Source organism: Methylobacterium oryzae, assembly GCF_036441375.1.
Lineage (GTDB): Bacteria > Pseudomonadota > Alphaproteobacteria > Rhizobiales > Beijerinckiaceae > Methylobacterium > Methylobacterium oryzae_A.
Genome location: NZ_MLCA01000014.1, coordinates 701974 through 718324, shown reverse-complemented (window position 1 = coordinate 718324; position 16351 = coordinate 701974). Strand labels below are relative to the sequence as shown.

The window sequence follows — 16351 nt, the reverse complement described above, 5'->3', positions numbered from 1 at the left end:
GCCAGAGCGCCGGAGACGTGGCCGAGCGGCTGAAGGCACTCGTTTGCTAAATGAGCATACCCAGAAATGGGTATCGAGGGTTCGAATCCCTCCGTCTCCGCCAGCACCCTCAAAGCCGCTGTAAATGCAGCGCTTTTCTCGCTTCGCCTGACCGGCTTGGTGACACAGTGTCACCGCGGCCGCACGGAGACGAGGCCAGCGGTGCGCCGTTCCCCGCTCGGGCGCCCAGCCGAGCCCCGCGCCCCGCGGACCCGCCAGATCGTGCACGAGGGCGAGGATCTCGACGGCGCGGGCGATGTCGAGGACCGAGATCGGCGCGTCGAGACGTGGGCCGGCGGGTTCCTAAGGCGATCATCCGCGCGGGCCGGGCGCGCCGCCGCTCGCCGNGCCCGGGTCCGGGGCCGCCCTCAGACAGCCCAGTCCGCCGCCAGCGCCGCGGCCGCGTACCGGGCGCGCGCCGCGGCGTCCCGCGGGAGACCGGCGCCCTCGCACCACGTCGCGAAGATCTCCGGCTCGATCGGCACGCGCACGACCTCGACGCCGCTGCGCTGCACCTCCCGCTCCATCTGCTCCGTGGCGATGCGCCAGGTCTCGTAGTCGGGCGGCAGCTTGGCACCGTCCGCGAGGCCGGTGCGCAAGGCTTGGTAATGCTCCGGGGCGTACCAGGGTAGTCCGACGCGGCGGGGGCGGTCCATCAGGGCTCTTCGAACGGTCACGCTGAACCACCGTCAACGGTCGGAAGCGGCCTCCGGTTCGCGCCCGGATCGCGGGCGGTGCCGCGATCGTGCCGCGATCATGCCGCAGCGGCCGAACGCCCGATGGCCGCGCCGGCGGCCGGCCGCTAGCCGGTGGCGATGGACGCGCTCGCCCTCACCCTCATGGCCTCGGCCCTCACCTTCTCGGGCTTCGTCGTGCTGCTCGGCTGGCGCTGAGGCCCGGGCCGCGCGCTGGACGAGACGGGTCGCCCGGGGGCCGGTCGTGCCGGCGGCCTCACCGCGGCGGCGCGGCACCGGCCGCGGGCCGGTCCGGGATGTCCAGATCGAGGAGCGCGGAACCGAGACCCTTGCCGTGCGCGTCGAGGGCCAGGGAGCGGGTGACGCCGCCGCCGAGCGCCCCCGTGAGCACGAAATTCAGCGCCCCGATCTTCGGCAGCGCGTAGCGCGTCACCGCGCCGGTCACGATCCCGCGGAAATGCTCCCGCACCCGCTCGGCCGTGACATGCGCCGCGAGGTGCTCGTAATCCGCCGCGTCGTAGGCGATCAGCGCGATATTCGACGTGTTGCCCTTGTCGCCCGTGCGGGCATGGGCGAGCGCGCGCAGCTTCATCCTCGGGGCTCCCGGCTCTCAGGCTTCGACGACGTGCACGCGCGGCCGGGCGAGCGCGGCCGGGACGAGGACCGACTGCACCGCCACCACCGCGCGGGCCGATTTCCAGGCCCCACCGCCGCCGGCCGGGCCGTTGGTGTAGAGCGTCTCGACCTCGTTGCCGATCCGCACGGCTTCGGCACGGGTCTCGGTCCGCCCGGCGACGCGCAGGCGGACCTCGTAGGGCTCCCGCCCGGCCGCCAGCGCCGCGCCGTGGAGCGCGTCGACGCCGATCAGGTCGCAGCGCAGCTCGCTCGTCGCCACGCCGGTGAGGGCGAGGCGCTCGCGCACCACCGCCAGGGCGAGCCGGCCGCGGTCGAGGGCACCGGGTCCGGCGTAGGAGATCTGCCCCTCGCCGATATAGGAATCCACGTACCCGACCGAGACCTTCAGGAGGCCCGTCGCGGGCGCGCCGGTCGCGCCGGTCACCCGGACGCGGTCGGGGCCGACCTGCTCCATCGCCACGCCGGAGAAGTCGCCGACCACGTCCGGCTGGATGTAGCGGGCCGGGTCGTGCACCTCGTAGAGCAGTTGCTCCTTGCAGGTGGCGAGGCTGACCCGGCCGCCCGAGCCCGCGACCTTCGTGATCTCGACCGTGCCGTCCTCGCCCACGATCCCGATGGGGAAGCCCAGGCGCGCGAGGTCCGGAACGTCCTTGTAGCCCGGATCGGCGAAGTAGCCGCCGGTGATCTGGCCGGCGCATTCGAGGAGGTGGCCCACCAGGGTGCCGCGGCCCAGGCGCTCCCAATCGTCCATGGCCCAGCCGAAGGCGTGCACGAGGGGGGCCAGGAACAGGGCCGGATCGCCGACGCGGCCGGTGATGACCACGTCGGCGCCGTCCGCGAGGGCGGCGACGATCGGGGCCGCGCCGAGATAGGCGTTCGCCGAGACGACGCGGTTGCCGAGGCTGGCGACCGGCTCGCCGCTCTCCTCGAGGACGAAGTCGCCCGCCCGCACCGCGTCGAGCAGGTCGTCGCCGGTCACCGCGGCGATCCTCAGGCCGCCGAGGCCGAGATCCTGCGCGACCGCCCGGGCCTTCCGGGCGGCGGCGACCGGGTTGGCCGCGCCCATGTTGGTGACGATGCGGATGCCGCGGGCCCGGCAGGGCGCGAGCACGGCCCGCAGGCGGGCCTCCAGGAGGGGGTCGTAGCCGCCCTCGGGGTCGTGCAGCCTCGCCTCCTGCGCCAGGGCGACGGTGCGTTCGGCCAGGCACTCGAACACGAGGTAGTCGATGGCGCCGCGCTCGGCGAGTTCGACGGCGGGCTCGATGCGGTCTCCGGCATAGCCCGCGCCGGCGCCGAGGCGGACCTGTCTCATGGAACGATCTCCGCTGTCAGAGGGGGAAGACGCCGAGGACGACGCAGGTGACGGTCATCACCACCGAGGCCGCGAGCAGGAACGGGAAGGTGAATTTCTGGTGGTCGGCGAGGTCGATCCCGGTCAGGCCGCAGACCAGGAAGGTCGCCGGCGTCAGCGGGCTGACCGGGAAGCCCGTCGTCATCTGGCCGAGCAGCGCGCCCTGGGCGACCTGCACCGGCGGCACGCCGAGTTGGTGGGCCACCTCCGACACCACCGGCAGCACGCCGAAGTAGAACGAGTCCGGGTCGAACAGCATCGACAGGGGCATCGACACGAGGCCGAGCCCGAACGGGATGTGGCGCCCCATCTCCGGGGGCACGAAGGTGACGGCCGCCTGGGCCATGGCCCTGAGCATGCCGGTGCCCTGCATGATCCCGGTGAACACGCCGGCGGCGAGGAGGATCGAGGCCATCAGGATCGCGGCCCCGGCATGGGCGTCGACGCGCTGCCGCTGGGCGTCGACCTGCGGGTAGTTGATGATCAGCGCGAGCGCCGTGCCGAGCATGAACATCAGCGCCGGCGGCACCTTCTCGGCCAGGAACACCATCGTCCCGAGGATCGCGGCGGTCAGCACGATGTTGATCCAGAATCGGTCGGGGCGGCGCAGGGCCCGCTCCGCGTCGCTCAGGGCGCGGGCGGTCGCGGCCGGGCCGGGCGCGGCCCCCGCGGTCCCGGGGACGCGGGCCAGGCGACGCTCCTCCCGCAGGCCGAGCCAGTACGAGGCGGCGAAGATGAAGACGAGGCCGGCCGCCTGAACCGGCAAGAGGGGCGAGAAGATCTCGGGGATCGGCAGCTTCAGGGCGGCGGAGGCGCGGATCATCGGCCCGGTCCAGGGCAGGAAGTTCACGCCCGCCGCCATCGAGGCGGCGCAGGCCAGGACGCGCCGGTCGATGCCGACGCGGTCGTAGAGCGGCAGCATCGCCGGGATCGTGATCAGGAACGTCACCGCGCCCGACCCGTCGAGGTGGATCAGCAGCGCCAGCAGGGTGGTGCCGGGCACGATCCGGGTCGGCCGGGTGCCGACCCGGGCCAGGATCCGGTCGATGATCGGGTCGAGCATCCCGGCATCGCTGACGATGCCGAAGAACAGGATCGCGAACACGAACATGCCGACGACGCCCGCGAGGCTCTGCAGACCCGCGAGGACGAACTTGCCGGTGTCGAAACCGAACCCCCCGATCAGGGCGGCCGCGACCGGGATGACGACCAGCGCCACGAGCGGCGACATCCGCTTGGTCAGGATGGCGGCGAGCAGCAGCGCGATCGTGCACAGGCCGAGCAGGGCCAGCATCCGTTCCTCCCGTCGGGCGGCGCGGTTCGAATCCGCGCCTGCGTCGGGCCAGGAGACGGCCGAATACTGCATGATACAATTGAAAAGATCGGATCGCAGCGATAGCGTGAGTCTATGGATCTCAACCTGCGGCAGATGCGGGCCTTCGTGTCCGTGGTCCAGGCGGGCAGCTTCACCCGCGCCGCCGCCCTGCTGAACCTGTCGCAGCCGGCCCTGACGGTTCAGATCCAGCGCCTGGAGGAGACGCTCGACGCGCGTCTGCTCGACCGGACCAGCCGGACCGTCGCGCCGACGCGTCTCGGCCGCGAGCTGCTGCCCGTGTTCCAGCGGGTGCTGCGCGACCTCGACGCCGTGGTCGTCGACGCGCGCGATCTCGCGGCCCGGCGCCACGGCATCGTGCGCGTCGCGACGCTGCCGTCCTTCGCGGCGGGCGCGCTGTCCGACGCGATCGTGCGGTTCCGCGCCGAGCACCCCGCCGTGACGTTCCAGATCAAGGACGTCATCGCGCAGCGGGTGCTCGACCTCGTGCGCGGCGAGGAGGCCGACCTGGGCATCGTCGGCGGCGACGTCCGCGATCCGGAGATCAGCGTCCTGCATCGGACGCGCGACGCCCTGCACGTGATCTATCCGGGCGACCACCCGATCGGCGCGCTGCCGAAGGTCACGATCGCGGCACTCGCCGAACACCCCCTGATCCTGATGGATGCGGCCACGAGCGTGCGGGCGGTGGTCGATCGCGCCTTCATCGGCGCGGGCCGACTGCCCCGCGTGGCCTGCGAGGCCACCTACATGATGACGGCCGTGAGCATGGTCCGGGCGGGTCTCGGCCTGACGATCCTCCCGGGCTCGGCGCGGGAGATCCGGGCCGAGCCGCAGCTCCGGTCGCGGCCGATCGACGACCCGCATTTCGAGCGCCCGGTCTGCCTGATCAAGAAGGCGGGGCGGACGATGCCGCCGGCGGCCGAGGCGTTCTGCCGGATGGTGTCGGACCTGATCGTGCGCCCGGCGGATCGGGGCGACGCCGCCGGCCCGGCCCTCCCGTGACCGTCGACGGCGGCGAGACCGGGACCGGTGCGCTCGACCCCGCGGATGGCCCGCAATCGTTGCGCGCCATCGGGACACTATCGGGCAGCCAGATTACGGTGGATCGTGGAGCCAGCCGGCTCACGTCCTGACGAGAGCGGTTCCGGCTGGGGATCGATACTGCCAGGACGTTTCCCGCGCGCTCGACGACGGGAGGTCCGATGACCCGACTCCTCTTCCGCCCCGTGGGTCTGCCCATGCCGATCCTGGCCATCCCCACCCCGCTCGCGGCACAGGGCCTGGCGCCCGACCAGACCGGCACGGGCGGCGGACCGGCCTCGACGATCACGGCCCCGAATACCGGCAGCCTCGGCGTCACCAAGCCCCCGGGACCTCGCTCGGCCCGGGCGAAGCGCCGCCGCGCGCCGTGCAGACGCGTGAGCGCGCCCGGCTCGACGAGATCGAGCGCAGCATCTGCAACGGCCGCGACTGAGCGCGGCGCGTGCCGGGCTGTCCGATCCTCGGGCCGGCCGAACGGCACCGGCCCCTGGCGATAGGGCCGCCGGCATGTCGTCCGGCCTGCCGACCCGCGCGGCCCCGCAATCCCGTCGCGGCCCGACGGGCCGGACCCGGCCGCCGCGGGTCGCCGGGGAGGACCAGGCCGCGCAGGCCGACGATCCCGACGGTCCTGGCCGCCCCCTTGCCGGCGCCGTCACGGGGGTGTCCGCTCCCCTATCGGCGGCGATGGGCGAGCGGGGCCTGTAACTGTCGCGCGGTGAGCGGCAGAGGATCGCGACGGCGGTCAGGTCGTCCGCCTGTCGACGGACCGGGCGGCGCGCGCAGGTCCCGGCCCCCGTCCTCTGACGCGCCGGCCCGCGGCCGCCGGCTCCGCCGCGATTCGAGCCGATCGCGACGCTTCCCGACCCCGACGGCAGGGCGACACTCCCCGCGAACCGGGACGCCTGCGGATCCCCCGGCGCCGAGCCGACGGCGCGATCCGCGACGCGGTGAACGGTCGCCCCCGGGCGGCGTCACAGGGGATAGCGCATGGCCACGTTGCAGCGCGCGTAGCGTCGGCCGAACCGGTCCATGATCTCGGGGTCGTGCCGGAACCCGACCTTCTCGTACAGGTGCACGGCGGCCTCGCACTTGGTGTTGGTCAGCAGGTAGAGCGTCTCGATCCCCATGGACTCGGCCCGGGCCAGCACCGCCCGCAGGAGGTGCTCGCCGGCCTTGCGTCCCCGGGCCCGCTCCGACACGGCCATCTTGGTCAGCTCGAAGCAGCCATCGTCCATCCGCATCAGCGCGCAGGTGCCGACGATCCCGAGATCCTCCGCCTCGACGAAGAGGATGTGGCCGCCGCGGTCCAGGATCTGGCCGCGGGGATCGGACAGGATCCGGCGGTCGTTCTCCTCCAGCGCGAACATCGCCTCGATCCACTCGGCGTTGATGTCGCGGAAGCGGCCCGCCAGCGCGTCCGTGTAGTCCCGGATCGTCAGGCCCGCCGCGGCATCGGCATCCGCGCCGTCCTGGCGGATGCGGGCCGCGAACGGGACGGCCTCGAGCCTGCGCTCCAGCGCGGCGATCTGATCCAGCAACGGACCCGACAGCCCGGCGCACAGGCCCGCGACGGCCCTGTCGACGCGCGGCCACAGAGCGTCCTTGGCGCGCGCCATCAGGGCCCTGCCGGCGGTGCTGAGCGTCAGGGCCTTCTGGCGAAGGTCCGCGTCCGACCGCGCCTCGTCGAGCAGTCCGAGTTCGACCAGCCCGGCCGCCGTGCGCGTGGCCGCCGGCTGGCTGACGCCGAGGGCGGCGGCGGCATCGCCGATGGTCAGCGGGCCGTAGCGGTCGATGGCGGCGAGGAGCGGGAACTGGGCCGGCTGGATGCCGAGCCCCTCGTCCCTCAGGATCCGGGCGGCGTCGGCCTGGAAGCGGTCGGCGAGACGCTTCAGGCGGCTGCCCAGGAACAGCGGGCCGAGGTCGTCGAGGATGTCTGCGGGCATGTCGTCCTCCTGAAGCCGTTTATATAACGCGTTATGTTTCGTGCAAGAGTCCGGGACCCGGCGGTCCCACGCATCTCGTCGCCCGGCCCCGGCGGGGATCACCGGTCTCCGACATTGGCCTCGGCCCGCGCCGTGCCACCGCGCGAAACGCGCCGCGTCCCGCGAAATCGTAGATTGTGTCCCGAGAGGGCTAGCCGGACACGCAACGTAAGGTAAGGTCACCGGCCTTCGGTCGTCGGTCTTGCCGTGAACTTCGTACCCCGGTCCCTCTTCACAACCGATGTCCTGCCGGAGCGCGACCGTTTCGCCGCGTGGCGCGCGCTGTTCTCCGCCCACGACCTCGACGCCGATCCGCACGGCTTCTCGGGCCGGATCGAGACGACGCTGATCGGCCCGATGGCGCTGCGCGTCATGAACGCCGCGCCGCAGGGGCCTGCCCGGTCCAGATCCCAGATCCGGCGCGACGGACAGGACGGCTTCGTCCTGCACCTGAGCCGGCACGCCTACAGCGTCGAGACCGAGCGTGGCGTGGTGGAGGTTCCGGCGGGCGCCGTCAGCCTCAACGACCTGTCGCAGCCGTACCGCCGCAGCCGGGTGCCGGAGACGGACTCGCTGATCCTGGCCGTCTCGCGCGCCTCCATCGCCACCGTGCTGCCGGACGAGGACGCGATGCACGGGCTGATCCTCGCGGGCGGTGCGGGCCGCCTCCTGGCCGACCACATCCGGAGCCTGGCCGCGCACAGCGACGCGATCACCACGGCCGATGCCGGCCACATCGCCCTGGCCACGCTCCACATGGTGGCGGCCTGCGCGCGCCCGAGTCTCGACGGGGCGGCACGCGCCGCCGCACCGCTCGACGCCGCCCGGCTCAGGGCCGCGAAGCGGCTCATCCGCGGCCAGCTCACCGCGCCGCCCCGGGTCGACGCGATGGCGCGGGCGCTCGGCATGTCGCGCTCCCAGCTCTACCGCCTGTTCGAGCCGGAAGGCGGGGTGGCACGCTACCTCGCGCGGCAGCGCCTCGCGGCCGTGCGGGCCGCCCTCGACAACCCGCTGGAGCCGCGGTCGATCGGCGAGATCGGGGAGACCTATGGCTTCGGGAGCAGCGCCCAGCTCAGCCGTGCGTTCCGGGACGCCTACGGCCTGAGCCCGCGCGATTACCGGGCCGCCCGCGGCGGCTGAAGAATCGGGACCGCCGCGGCCGTGCCGGCGCGCACGGCGCCCCGGACGTGGCCACGGCACAGTCCGGCGCCGATGAGCGCCCGGTACGCCGCCGCGTCCAGCGGGCCGGACCGGCCGGCAAGCCGCCGGGCGGCGGCGTGCCCCCCGACGATCGGAACCACGCGCTGGGCCTCCCGGCCCGGACGCGATCAGGCGGCGCGGACGGTGGCGAGGAAGCGGGCGACCTCGGCGCCGAGATGCTCGGATTGCCGCGACAGCTCGGAGGCCGCCGACAGGACCTGCCCGGCCGCCGCCCCCGTCTCCTCCGAGGCCTGCGCCACGCCGGCGATGTTGCCGGTCACCTCGTTGGTGCCGGTCGAGGCCTGCGCGACGTTGCGCACGATCTCCTGGGTCGCCGCGCCCTGCTGCTCCACGGCGGCCGCGATCGAGGTCGCCACGCCGCTGATCTCGCGGATCCGCGCGGTGATGCCCGCGATCGACGCGACCGCCTGCCCGNCGCGGACGGTGGCGAGGAAGCGGGCGACCTCGGCGCCGAGATGCTCGGATTGCCGCGACAGCTCGGAGGCCGCCGACAGGACCTGCCCGGCCGCCGCCCCCGTCTCCTCCGAGGCCTGCGCCACGCCGGCGATGTTGCCGGTCACCTCGTTGGTGCCGGTCGAGGCCTGCGCGACGTTGCGCACGATCTCCTGGGTCGCCGCGCCCTGCTGCTCCACGGCGGCCGCGATCGAGGTCGCCACGCCGCTGATCTCGCGGATCCGCGCGGTGATGCCCGCGATCGACGCGACCGCCTGCCCGGTCGAGGCCTGGATCTGCGCGATCTGCCCCGAGATCTCCTGCGTGGCCCGGGCGGTCTGCTCGGCCAGCGCCTTCACCTCGGAGGCGACCACCGCGAAGCCCTTGCCCGCCGCGCCCGCGCGCGCCGCCTCGATCGTGGCGTTGAGGGCCAGCAGGTTGGTCTGGCCGGCGATGCCCGAGATCATCCCGACCATGTCGCCGATCCGCGCGGCGTTCTGGCTGAGCGCCTGGACGAGGTGGGCGGTCTGGCCGGCCTCGCCCACCGCGGCCTGCGCGAGCTGGGCCGAGCCAGTCACCTGCCGGCCGATCTCCTGCACCGACGAGCCGAGCTCCTCGGCCGCGGCCGCGACGGTGCTGACGTTGGAGGCGGCCTCCTCGGCCGCCGCCGCCACGGTCGTCGACTGGCTGGCGGTCTCCTGGGCCGTCGCGGTCATCTGCTGGGCCGTGGCNGCCGCGCCCGCGCGCGCCGCCTCGATCGTGGCGTTGAGGGCCAGCAGGTTGGTCTGGCCGGCGATGCCCGAGATCATCCCGACCATGTCGCCGATCCGCGCGGCGTTCTGGCTGAGCGCCTGGACGAGGTGGGCGGTCTGGCCGGCCTCGCCCACCGCGGCCTGCGCGAGCTGGGCCGAGCCAGTCACCTGCCGGCCGATCTCCTGCACCGACGAGCCGAGCTCCTCGGCCGCGGCCGCGACGGTGCTGACGTTGGAGGCGGCCTCCTCGGCCGCCGCCGCCACGGTCGTCGACTGGCTGGCGGTCTCCTGGGCCGTCGCGGTCATCTGCTGGGCGGTGGCCTGGAGCTCGGTGGCCGAGGACGAGACCAGGCCGACGATGCCGCCGACCGCGCGCTCGAAGCCGTCGGCGAGCTCGATCATGGTGCGGCGGCGCTCGGCGGCGGCGGCTTCGTCGGCGCGGCGCTTGACCTCGGCCTCCTCGGCGGCCTTGCGGGCGACCATGGCCTTGATGCCCTCGACCGCCTTGCCGACGGCGCCGATCTCGTCGCCGCGGGCGGCCTCCCGGATCTCGGCGTCGACCTCGCCGCGGGCCATCCGCTGCAGCACCCCGACGAGGCTATTCAGCGGTCGCGTGACCCGCACGACGACCGCGTAAACGCCGTAGGCGATGCCGAGCGCTGCGACGATCAGCGCGGCCATCAGCGCGCGGCGCGACCAGCTCGCGGTCGTCTCGGAGCGCTGGAATTCCGCCTCGGCTTCACGCACCTGCAACGTGGTCAGCTTGCTGAGGGTCGCGTTGGTGGCCCGCATGCTCTTCAGCAGATCCGCGTGCGTCATCTCGAAATCCGCAGCGGCGCCGGCAGCGAGGTGCTTGAGGATTTCGGCGGCGATCGTGTCATTCCGATCGATCTGTCCCTGCAGATCCTTGGCGAGGACGTCCTCTTCCGGTGTCAGGTAGGTCGCCAGGTACGCCGACCATTCCGTGTGGATATTCGACAGATCGCGCTCGATCTTGCCCTTGGCCTGGGCCGGCTCGATCTGCTTGCTCCGCAGCAGGCGCGAGACGTCGATCAGGTCGTCATAGGCGTCGCGGATGATGCTGAACTGCCGAAGGCAGACGACACGATCGTCGAAGACGGTTTGAAGACTTTGATGGCTCCAGTGAAGGGCGAAATTTCCTAAGACGACGGTTGCGATCAGGGCCAGTCCGAGGCCGGCGAGGAGCGATACAAGTCTTTGTCTGATCGTCATCGTCATATGGCGGTCTTCCAAGAGCCCGGGCCCGAGCCTGTGGCATCGGGATGACCGATGACCAGCCCTGGGCAAGTCGCCCAAGATACGGGCGCAATGATTAAGATGTGCGCTTGGAGTTCAGAATTTAGGGTCGCGAAATAGGCAATCTCTTGATCGTGAGCTTGGATAGAATCGCGCCTTTCCCCACCTTCTAGGACTTGTCTTGGATCGTCGCTCAACTCAAGGGCGATGTCGCCGGATATGGCCGCGCCTCTAAAAGTTGCGCTCTGCCGAGTAAAGCCACTTCTGGGTGGCGCATCCACGATGATCTCGGCCTGCTCTGGTTCGAAATCGGCCCGTCGGCTCCTATGGCCGGTCGACTCCCAGGCATCCTCGCCGCGCGCGGCTGGCATCGGCCGCCGCGCGGAGCGCTGCACCGCCACGGCGATCAGGTACGCGTCGTCCACCGAGAGGACGCGGCGGCCGACAAGCAGAGGAGCCTGTCGAAGCGATGTCCGCGGCGTCAGGGGTCGAAGACCCACGACACGGCCGGTACGTCGGCTGGGCCACGAAGGCTGGGCGCGCGCTTGCGGTCGCGCGGCTCGATCAGGACGGACGCGCCGATCCTGTGCCAAGCGGGATCCGAACGAAGCTCACCCTGCTTGCGTGGCCGGCGATGGCGGATTCTGCCCTGCGGTAGCACTGCGGGGTCCGCGGTCAGGCGGGCGTTCGATCCTCCCGCGGGCGAGGCGCGTCTCCGGCGCAGGCGGTCGCGTGGTGGTGCCGGTCCAGTCCGGTCGACGCGCCGTCCGGCTTCCTCAGGAACGGCCGTCGGCTCAGATCAGGCCGCCCGCCGGTGTGGCGGTGAGGGTCCTGCCGGCCCGCGTGACGAGCTTGGCGAAGGCCAGCGCCGCCGCCGAGGCCTGGGCCTCCGAGGGGAAGGTCCGGTCCGATGTCAGGACTGGCATCTGGGCCGCGTCCAGGAGCACCCAGGTCCACAGGCGGGTGTCGGTCGCGCGGATCTCGAAATGCATGGCGAGCTCGTCGGACAATGGGACATGCCTGCACCATGCGCCGCAGAAAGCCCCGAGCTGTTAATGGCTTGACCGGTGCAACAACCTGCATCGGCGCGCACCGGGTTTGCCCCCAACATCCTCGCAGATCACAGCCGGGATCCTGTGCGGACCCGGACGGGTATCTCCCCGATCGGCCTCGCCTCGGGAGGCAAGCTTGGCCTTATCCGGCCATTCGATGTTACCCTCGCGTTGTCGGAGCGCTGTGCCGACGGCGTGAGCAGGAGCGACATGGCAGAGCGGTACCATTTCCGCCTGAGAGGCCCGAGCGAGGTCATCGAGGACGAGGAGGGCGTGCTGGCGAGTTCGATCGAGGTCGCGGTAGCCGAGGCGACGCAGCTGATCGCCGATATGCACGCACGGGGCGAATTGCCCGCTCCTGACGAGCGCTGGTGTGTGGAGATCCACACCGCCGACGGCGTCGTGCTCCGCTCCCTTCAGCTGTACTGAGCTTTCGCCGCGGGCCGCGGGAGCCTCCGCAAGATCCGGCGGATGTGTTCGCGAAGAAGGAGTGTCTCGGGCGTCGGACTCGCATCCGGAGGCTCGGCCGAAATCTCCAGATCGCCCAAGACCGAGGCGTACATCCAGCTCTCCACGCTTTCCGCGAGCAGTAACCAGCAACCCTAGCAAACCGTTGCAACCCTCATAAGTCAGGGTTTGCCCTACAGCGGAGGGCGGTTTCTACGCAGACAGGGCCGAACGGACCGACAATCGGAGCCGCGCGGCAGCGTCGATTCAGGTTTGGGTCTTCGTCGGAGCGAGCGTGATGCGTAATCCGCGGCTGCGTTGCGCAGAAAAACCGCCGCTCCACAGTGAAAAATGCTTGTGAAACTGGAAAATAGTACTGCGCTGAACGCAAACTTGGCCTTGCCGGTGCTTGGTCCGGTCGCTGGGAAGCCGTCGAACACGAGCCGGTCAGGTTCCGGGCCGACGACCCGGGCATCGTTGACCGTCGGGGCGCTGGTGTCCGCCGCTCGCCCCGTGCCGCGCTCGCGATCGGCGCCGAAGAGCCCCGCCGCCGTCCGGACGGTGCGCAACGCGGATCCGGGCCAGCACGATGATCTCTGCGGCTACCCGCCCCGATGCATATCGCGTGCCCGGACGTCCCGAACCGGGCTTTGTCCGACCGCGGCGCCCGGAAAATCTGCGGCAACGCTGAAACAGGTGACCCGCCGATGCATTTTGCAATGCATGTCAGGATCTCGCCCCATCGCCGTTCTCGCCGAGGATGAAGAGTTCAGTCGCCTCGTCGCGGCCGACATGCTGACGGCCTTGGGCTTCGAGGTGCTGGAGGCGGAGCATGCCCACGGCGCGCTCCAGCATCTGGAGGCCTATGACGGAGCCGCCCTGCTCTACACCGACATCAACATGCCCGGCGCGATGGATGGGTGCGATCTCGCGCACACCGTCCGGGCACGCTGGCCGGAGACACGGATCATCGTCTGCTCGGGCTGCACTCCGCGCGAGGCGACGTTGCTGCCCGAGGAGGTCCATTTCATCGCCAAGCCCTGCGGGGAGCGGCTGGTGCGCGACGCGCTGAAGGCCCTGCACTTTCACTGATTACGCTGTCTGTTCCGCCTCAATTGGCCAGGAAGGCGGCCAGTCCGGCCAATCCCGACAAGGAGGAGGGACTCTCTTCCATGCGGCGCGCGTTCAGGTCTGCGGCCAGCCCGTCGAGCTTGGCCTGAAGGAGGCCGATGCTCGTCGGGGACAAGGTGCCGGGGAGCAGGACGATCACGTCACCTTCGTCGAGGTGGATCGTTTCGCGGATCGCATCAACATCAGCCATGGGATCCTCCGTCGGAATATTGATCTAGTGGTCTTCTAATAAGATCTCAGGTTCCGATATCGGCGGGCGTGCTCCGACGCACCCGCCTGAAAACAGATCCTCACCCGCGGCGCTTCGAAGCGGTCCGCGCCGGCGACCCGCGCGGGCCCGTCGGTTCATGACGGCGAGAACTCACGGCCGCGGCCCTCGCAGGAAGAGGCCCCGATCCGCGGTGCACCGACCCGCTCAAGAAGCCCGATCGCCGCGGCAGCAGATACCCGCATCGATCAGCGGCGCCGATGCGCCTGGACGCGTCGCTACACTGGCCGTTCGAGCGGACCTGCCGGGCGGCCCGACGCCGTGCCTCCGGTGACGTGGCCGATGAACGGTTCGGCGCCGCGTGGCCCCGCGCTGCGGGCGCCGCCGCGACAGGCACGCGGCCGAGGATCTTGCCGGCCGAAGCCGGGCCGTCGATGCTGCGCCGCCGCGTGCAACGCGCGATAAGGACGATCCATGGAATCGATCGGTCGTGACCTGGGGGAGATGCAGCGCATCCCCCTGAGCGCATCGCACGTCGCCGCGCTTCGGAACATCGGGGTCGAGAAGTACTACCCGGCCGGAACCTTCCTCGTGCGCGCCGGCGACGTGGCCGATCGCTTCTACTATGTCGAGGCGGGCGAAATCGAAGTGGTCAACCCGTTCACCGACGAGCGGCATCTGCCCTCGACGCTCGGGCCGGCTCAGTTCATGGGAGAGATCTCATTCCTCAACGGGGGTGTCTGGTCGATGCCCATGCGGGCGAGCGCCGATGCCACCGTCACCGAGGTGCCGCGTCCGGCGATGCTGCGACTGATGTCCGAGATCCCGGAGATGTCGGACATCATCATCACGGTCCTCGCCGCACGGCGACGGCGGCAGCTCGACGCGCATGATGGGACGCTGGTGCTCATCGGCGAGGACGTCGACCGGAGCGTGCGAAGGATCGCGGAGTTCGCGAGCCGCAACCGCCTTCCCTACAGGTCGCATCCGCTGGGCAGCCCGGAGGCGGTGAGCGTGGCCGGAAGCTGCGCGATCTCGGCCGAACGGCCGGCGGTCATCTTCGGCCGGGGCGTCGTCGTGGCCGAGCCGACCCCCGCCAAGGTCGCGCGGCTGCTCGGCCTCGACTACAACCTCGTCGACGACGAGGCTTTCGACGTCCTCATCGTGGGCGGTGGCCCGGCCGGGGTGGCCGCCGGCGTCTACGCGGGCGCGGAAGGGCTCCGCGCGCTGGTGATCGAGGACGTGGCGATCGGCGGTCAGGCCGGCACCTCGAGCCGCATCGAGAACTACATGGGCTTTCCGACCGGCATCTCCGGGGCCGATCTCGTCTGGCGCGGCGAGGTCCAGGCGATGAAGTTCGGCACGCGGTTCGCGATGCCGCGGCGCGTCGCGAAGCTGGAAGGGCTGGAGGACGGATCGTTCTGCGCGACCTTCGACAATGGTCGACGCGTCCGGGGACAGGCGGTCGTCGTCGCGACCGGCGTCCAGTACCGGAGGCTGCCGATCGAGCGCCTCGAGACGTTCGAGGGGGCCGGCATCTACTACGCGGCGACCGAGATCGAGGCGCGCTACTGCCGGAACGCCGAGGCGATCATCATCGGCGGCGGCAACTCGGCGGGACAGGCCGCGATGTATCTCAGCCGCTCCGCCCGACACGTGCGCCTCCTCGTGCGCGGGCCGTCGCTCGCGACCTCGATGTCGAGCTACCTGTCGAGCCGGCTGGAGGCCGAGCCGGCGATCACCGTCGAGTACGGCGCCGAACTCACCGCCCTGCACGGCGATGCTCATCTCGAGGCGGTCACGATCCGCACCGTCGCCGATCAGACGACGCGCGTGGTCCCGACCTGCGCCGTGTTCGTCATGGTCGGGGCCGCCCCCAATACGGGCTGGCTCTCGGGGCTCGTCGAACTCGATAGCCACGGGTTCGTCACGACCGGAAACACGATCGGCGCCGATTCACCCTACGCGACGTCGCGCCCCGGCATCTTCGCGGTCGGCGATGTGCGGGCCGGCTCCGTCAAGCGCGTCGCGGCCTCGGTCGGCGAGGGCTCGGTGGTCATCTCGAAGGTGTGGGAGCACATCCGGACATAGGACACACGTCCGGCGTTCCGACGCGGGCGCCCGGAGAACGGAATGCCTCGTCGGAAGATTTGAGCACCTGATCCGCTGGGAACATCGCAGATGGGCACGCAGCGCGAACTTGGGTGTTGTCGGCCCCGTGATATGCCCCGGAGCGCCTCGGACCTGCCCGAGCAGTCATGCGATTTTGAGCCCGTACGGCCGACGTCGATCGCGGCATGCGCGGAAGCAGGCCTGGAGCGCACCGCTATCGCTGTCTGATCGCCTCCGCAGGACGCGCGTCGGGACCGGTATCCGAGGCGTAGGCATTGATGATCCCCGCCAGAAGACCGGGAAAGCGCGCTTCCACCTCGGTCCAGCGAGAATGATTGCGCACCTCGACGCCGTGTCGTTCGCTGCGGATCAGCCCGGCCTCACGCAGAACCTTGAAGTGGTTCGACAACGAGGATTTCGGGATGACCCGGTCCCCGACCGCCGACACGGCCGAACAGGCCTCGACACAACCCGCCTGCATGATCTTGGCGAAGATGGCCGCGCGGTTCGGGTCGGCGAGCGCGTGCAGGATGGTCTCGGGCCGCACGTCCTCGATAGCGGGGTGAAACAGGGATCTCATCTTTCGTCCTAGAGGGGCCTTGAACAACGCGCCATTAGTTCCGAAGTTCCGAACTATGGGACAATGGCTGCCATCCCGG

At 71.1% G+C, this 16351-nt stretch carries 13 protein-coding genes, 1 tRNA gene and 3 pseudogenes; 7 read left to right on the top strand and 10 right to left on the bottom strand.

The annotated features are described in order from the left end of the window. The first annotated feature begins 11 nt into the window (after nt 1-11). A tRNA-Ser gene (locus tag MOTC310_RS27055) sits at nt 12-103 on the top strand. Nucleotides 104-407: 304 nt separating this feature from the next. Here the strand turns inward: MOTC310_RS27055 and MOTC310_RS27050 are convergent. The 4 genes from MOTC310_RS27050 to MOTC310_RS27035 all read right to left on the bottom strand — a co-directional run bounded on the left by MOTC310_RS27050 (nt 408) and on the right by MOTC310_RS27035 (nt 4015). Then, complete coding sequence (locus tag MOTC310_RS27050) at nt 408-695, bottom strand: hypothetical protein (protein WP_331289417.1); 288 nt, start codon at nt 693-695, stop codon at nt 408-410. 295 nt (nt 696-990) lie between these two features. Continuing rightward, entirely contained in the window at nt 991-1326 is a 336-nt protein-coding gene (locus MOTC310_RS27045; RefSeq protein WP_331289416.1) for an AtuA-related protein, read from the bottom strand. Between the two features lie 18 nt (nt 1327-1344). After that, nucleotides 1345-2682 (bottom strand): acyclic terpene utilization AtuA family protein, encoded by a 1338-nt coding sequence (locus MOTC310_RS27040; RefSeq protein WP_331303977.1) that lies wholly within the window; start codon nt 2680-2682, stop codon nt 1345-1347. A 16-nt stretch (nt 2683-2698) separates the two neighbouring features. Beyond that, on the bottom strand, nt 2699-4015 hold the full coding sequence (locus MOTC310_RS27035) for a CitMHS family transporter (protein WP_331303976.1): 1317 nt from the start codon (nt 4013-4015) through the stop codon (nt 2699-2701). A gap of 114 nt (nt 4016-4129) precedes the next feature. Between MOTC310_RS27035 and MOTC310_RS27030 the strand changes: the two genes are divergently transcribed. Continuing rightward, nucleotides 4130-5059, top strand: a complete 930-nt coding sequence (locus MOTC310_RS27030; RefSeq protein ID WP_331303975.1) for a LysR family transcriptional regulator — start codon at nt 4130-4132, stop codon at nt 5057-5059. A gap of 200 nt (nt 5060-5259) precedes the next feature. After that, nucleotides 5260-5531, top strand: a pseudogene (locus tag MOTC310_RS27025) (hypothetical protein). 538 nt (nt 5532-6069) lie between these two features. On the opposite strand, the gene MOTC310_RS27020 reads toward MOTC310_RS27025, so the two are convergent. Beyond that, the gene (locus tag MOTC310_RS27020) at nt 6070-7041 is read right to left on the bottom strand and encodes a bifunctional helix-turn-helix transcriptional regulator/GNAT family N-acetyltransferase (protein ID WP_331303974.1); all 972 of its coding nucleotides are present in this window, start codon (nt 7039-7041) and stop codon (nt 6070-6072) included. Between the two features lie 246 nt (nt 7042-7287). Between MOTC310_RS27020 and MOTC310_RS27015 the strand changes: the two genes are divergently transcribed. Further along, nucleotides 7288-8220: a helix-turn-helix domain-containing protein gene (locus tag MOTC310_RS27015; protein ID WP_331303973.1), complete on the top strand. Its 933-nt coding sequence runs from the start codon at nt 7288-7290 to the stop codon at nt 8218-8220. 188 nt (nt 8221-8408) lie between these two features. Here the strand turns inward: MOTC310_RS27015 and MOTC310_RS33000 are convergent. From MOTC310_RS33000 to MOTC310_RS27005, 3 genes and pseudogenes are all read right to left on the bottom strand, one after another. Beyond that, nucleotides 8409-8714 (bottom strand): annotated as a pseudogene (locus MOTC310_RS33000) (methyl-accepting chemotaxis protein); the annotation flags it as partial. 3 nt (nt 8715-8717) lie between these two features. Next, nucleotides 8718-10724: pseudogene (locus MOTC310_RS27010) on the bottom strand (HAMP domain-containing methyl-accepting chemotaxis protein); the annotation flags it as partial. A gap of 812 nt (nt 10725-11536) precedes the next feature. After that, a complete protein-coding gene (locus tag MOTC310_RS27005; RefSeq protein ID WP_331292743.1) occupies nt 11537-11734 on the bottom strand; it encodes a hypothetical protein in 198 nt (65 codons plus the stop codon). A 270-nt stretch (nt 11735-12004) separates the two neighbouring features. On the opposite strand from MOTC310_RS27005, the gene MOTC310_RS27000 reads away from it, so the two are divergent. Both MOTC310_RS27000 and MOTC310_RS26995 read left to right on the top strand, forming a co-directional pair. Beyond that, on the top strand, nt 12005-12223 hold the full coding sequence (locus MOTC310_RS27000; protein WP_331292744.1) for a DUF6894 family protein: 219 nt from the start codon (nt 12005-12007) through the stop codon (nt 12221-12223). 741 nt (nt 12224-12964) lie between these two features. Continuing rightward, a complete protein-coding gene (locus MOTC310_RS26995; RefSeq protein ID WP_331303971.1) occupies nt 12965-13333 on the top strand; it encodes a response regulator in 369 nt (122 codons plus the stop codon). Between the two features lie 19 nt (nt 13334-13352). Here MOTC310_RS26995 and MOTC310_RS26990 read toward each other — a convergent pair whose 3' ends face one another. After that, entirely contained in the window at nt 13353-13562 is a 210-nt protein-coding gene (locus MOTC310_RS26990) for a hypothetical protein (protein ID WP_331303970.1), read from the bottom strand. 492 nt (nt 13563-14054) lie between these two features. On the opposite strand from MOTC310_RS26990, the gene MOTC310_RS26985 reads away from it, so the two are divergent. Further along, the gene (locus MOTC310_RS26985; RefSeq protein ID WP_331303969.1) at nt 14055-15671 is read left to right on the top strand and encodes an FAD-dependent oxidoreductase; all 1617 of its coding nucleotides are present in this window, start codon (nt 14055-14057) and stop codon (nt 15669-15671) included. 235 nt (nt 15672-15906) lie between these two features. On the opposite strand, the gene MOTC310_RS26980 is transcribed toward MOTC310_RS26985, so the two are convergent. After that, nucleotides 15907-16272 (bottom strand): ArsR/SmtB family transcription factor, encoded by a 366-nt coding sequence (locus MOTC310_RS26980; protein WP_331292751.1) that lies wholly within the window; start codon nt 16270-16272, stop codon nt 15907-15909. Between the last annotated feature and the right edge of the window lie 79 nt (nt 16273-16351).

What these genes read in the sequence shown, in the direction of transcription:
- MOTC310_RS27050 (WP_331289417.1), bottom strand. Translation starts at nt 695, where the DNA reads ATGGACCGCCCCCGCCGCGTCGGACTACCCTGGTACGCCCCGGAGCAT.
- MOTC310_RS27045 (WP_331289416.1), bottom strand. Translation starts at nt 1,326, where the DNA reads ATGAAGCTGCGCGCGCTCGCCCATGCCCGCACGGGCGACAAGGGCAAC.
- MOTC310_RS27040 (WP_331303977.1), bottom strand. Translation starts at nt 2,682, where the DNA reads ATGAGACAGGTCCGCCTCGGCGCCGGCGCGGGCTATGCCGGAGACCGC.
- MOTC310_RS27035 (WP_331303976.1), bottom strand. Translation starts at nt 4,015, where the DNA reads ATGCTGGCCCTGCTCGGCCTGTGCACGATCGCGCTGCTGCTCGCCGCC.
- MOTC310_RS27030 (WP_331303975.1), top strand. Translation starts at nt 4,130, where the DNA reads ATGGATCTCAACCTGCGGCAGATGCGGGCCTTCGTGTCCGTGGTCCAG.
- MOTC310_RS27020 (WP_331303974.1), bottom strand. Translation starts at nt 7,041, where the DNA reads ATGCCCGCAGACATCCTCGACGACCTCGGCCCGCTGTTCCTGGGCAGC.
- MOTC310_RS27005 (WP_331292743.1), bottom strand. Translation starts at nt 11,734, where the DNA reads ATGCATTTCGAGATCCGCGCGACCGACACCCGCCTGTGGACCTGGGTG.
- MOTC310_RS27000 (WP_331292744.1), top strand. Translation starts at nt 12,005, where the DNA reads ATGGCAGAGCGGTACCATTTCCGCCTGAGAGGCCCGAGCGAGGTCATC.
- MOTC310_RS26995 (WP_331303971.1), top strand. Translation starts at nt 12,965, where the DNA reads ATGTCAGGATCTCGCCCCATCGCCGTTCTCGCCGAGGATGAAGAGTTC.
- MOTC310_RS26990 (WP_331303970.1), bottom strand. Translation starts at nt 13,562, where the DNA reads ATGGCTGATGTTGATGCGATCCGCGAAACGATCCACCTCGACGAAGGT.
- MOTC310_RS26985 (WP_331303969.1), top strand. Translation starts at nt 14,055, where the DNA reads ATGGAATCGATCGGTCGTGACCTGGGGGAGATGCAGCGCATCCCCCTG.
- MOTC310_RS26980 (WP_331292751.1), bottom strand. Translation starts at nt 16,272, where the DNA reads ATGAGATCCCTGTTTCACCCCGCTATCGAGGACGTGCGGCCCGAGACC.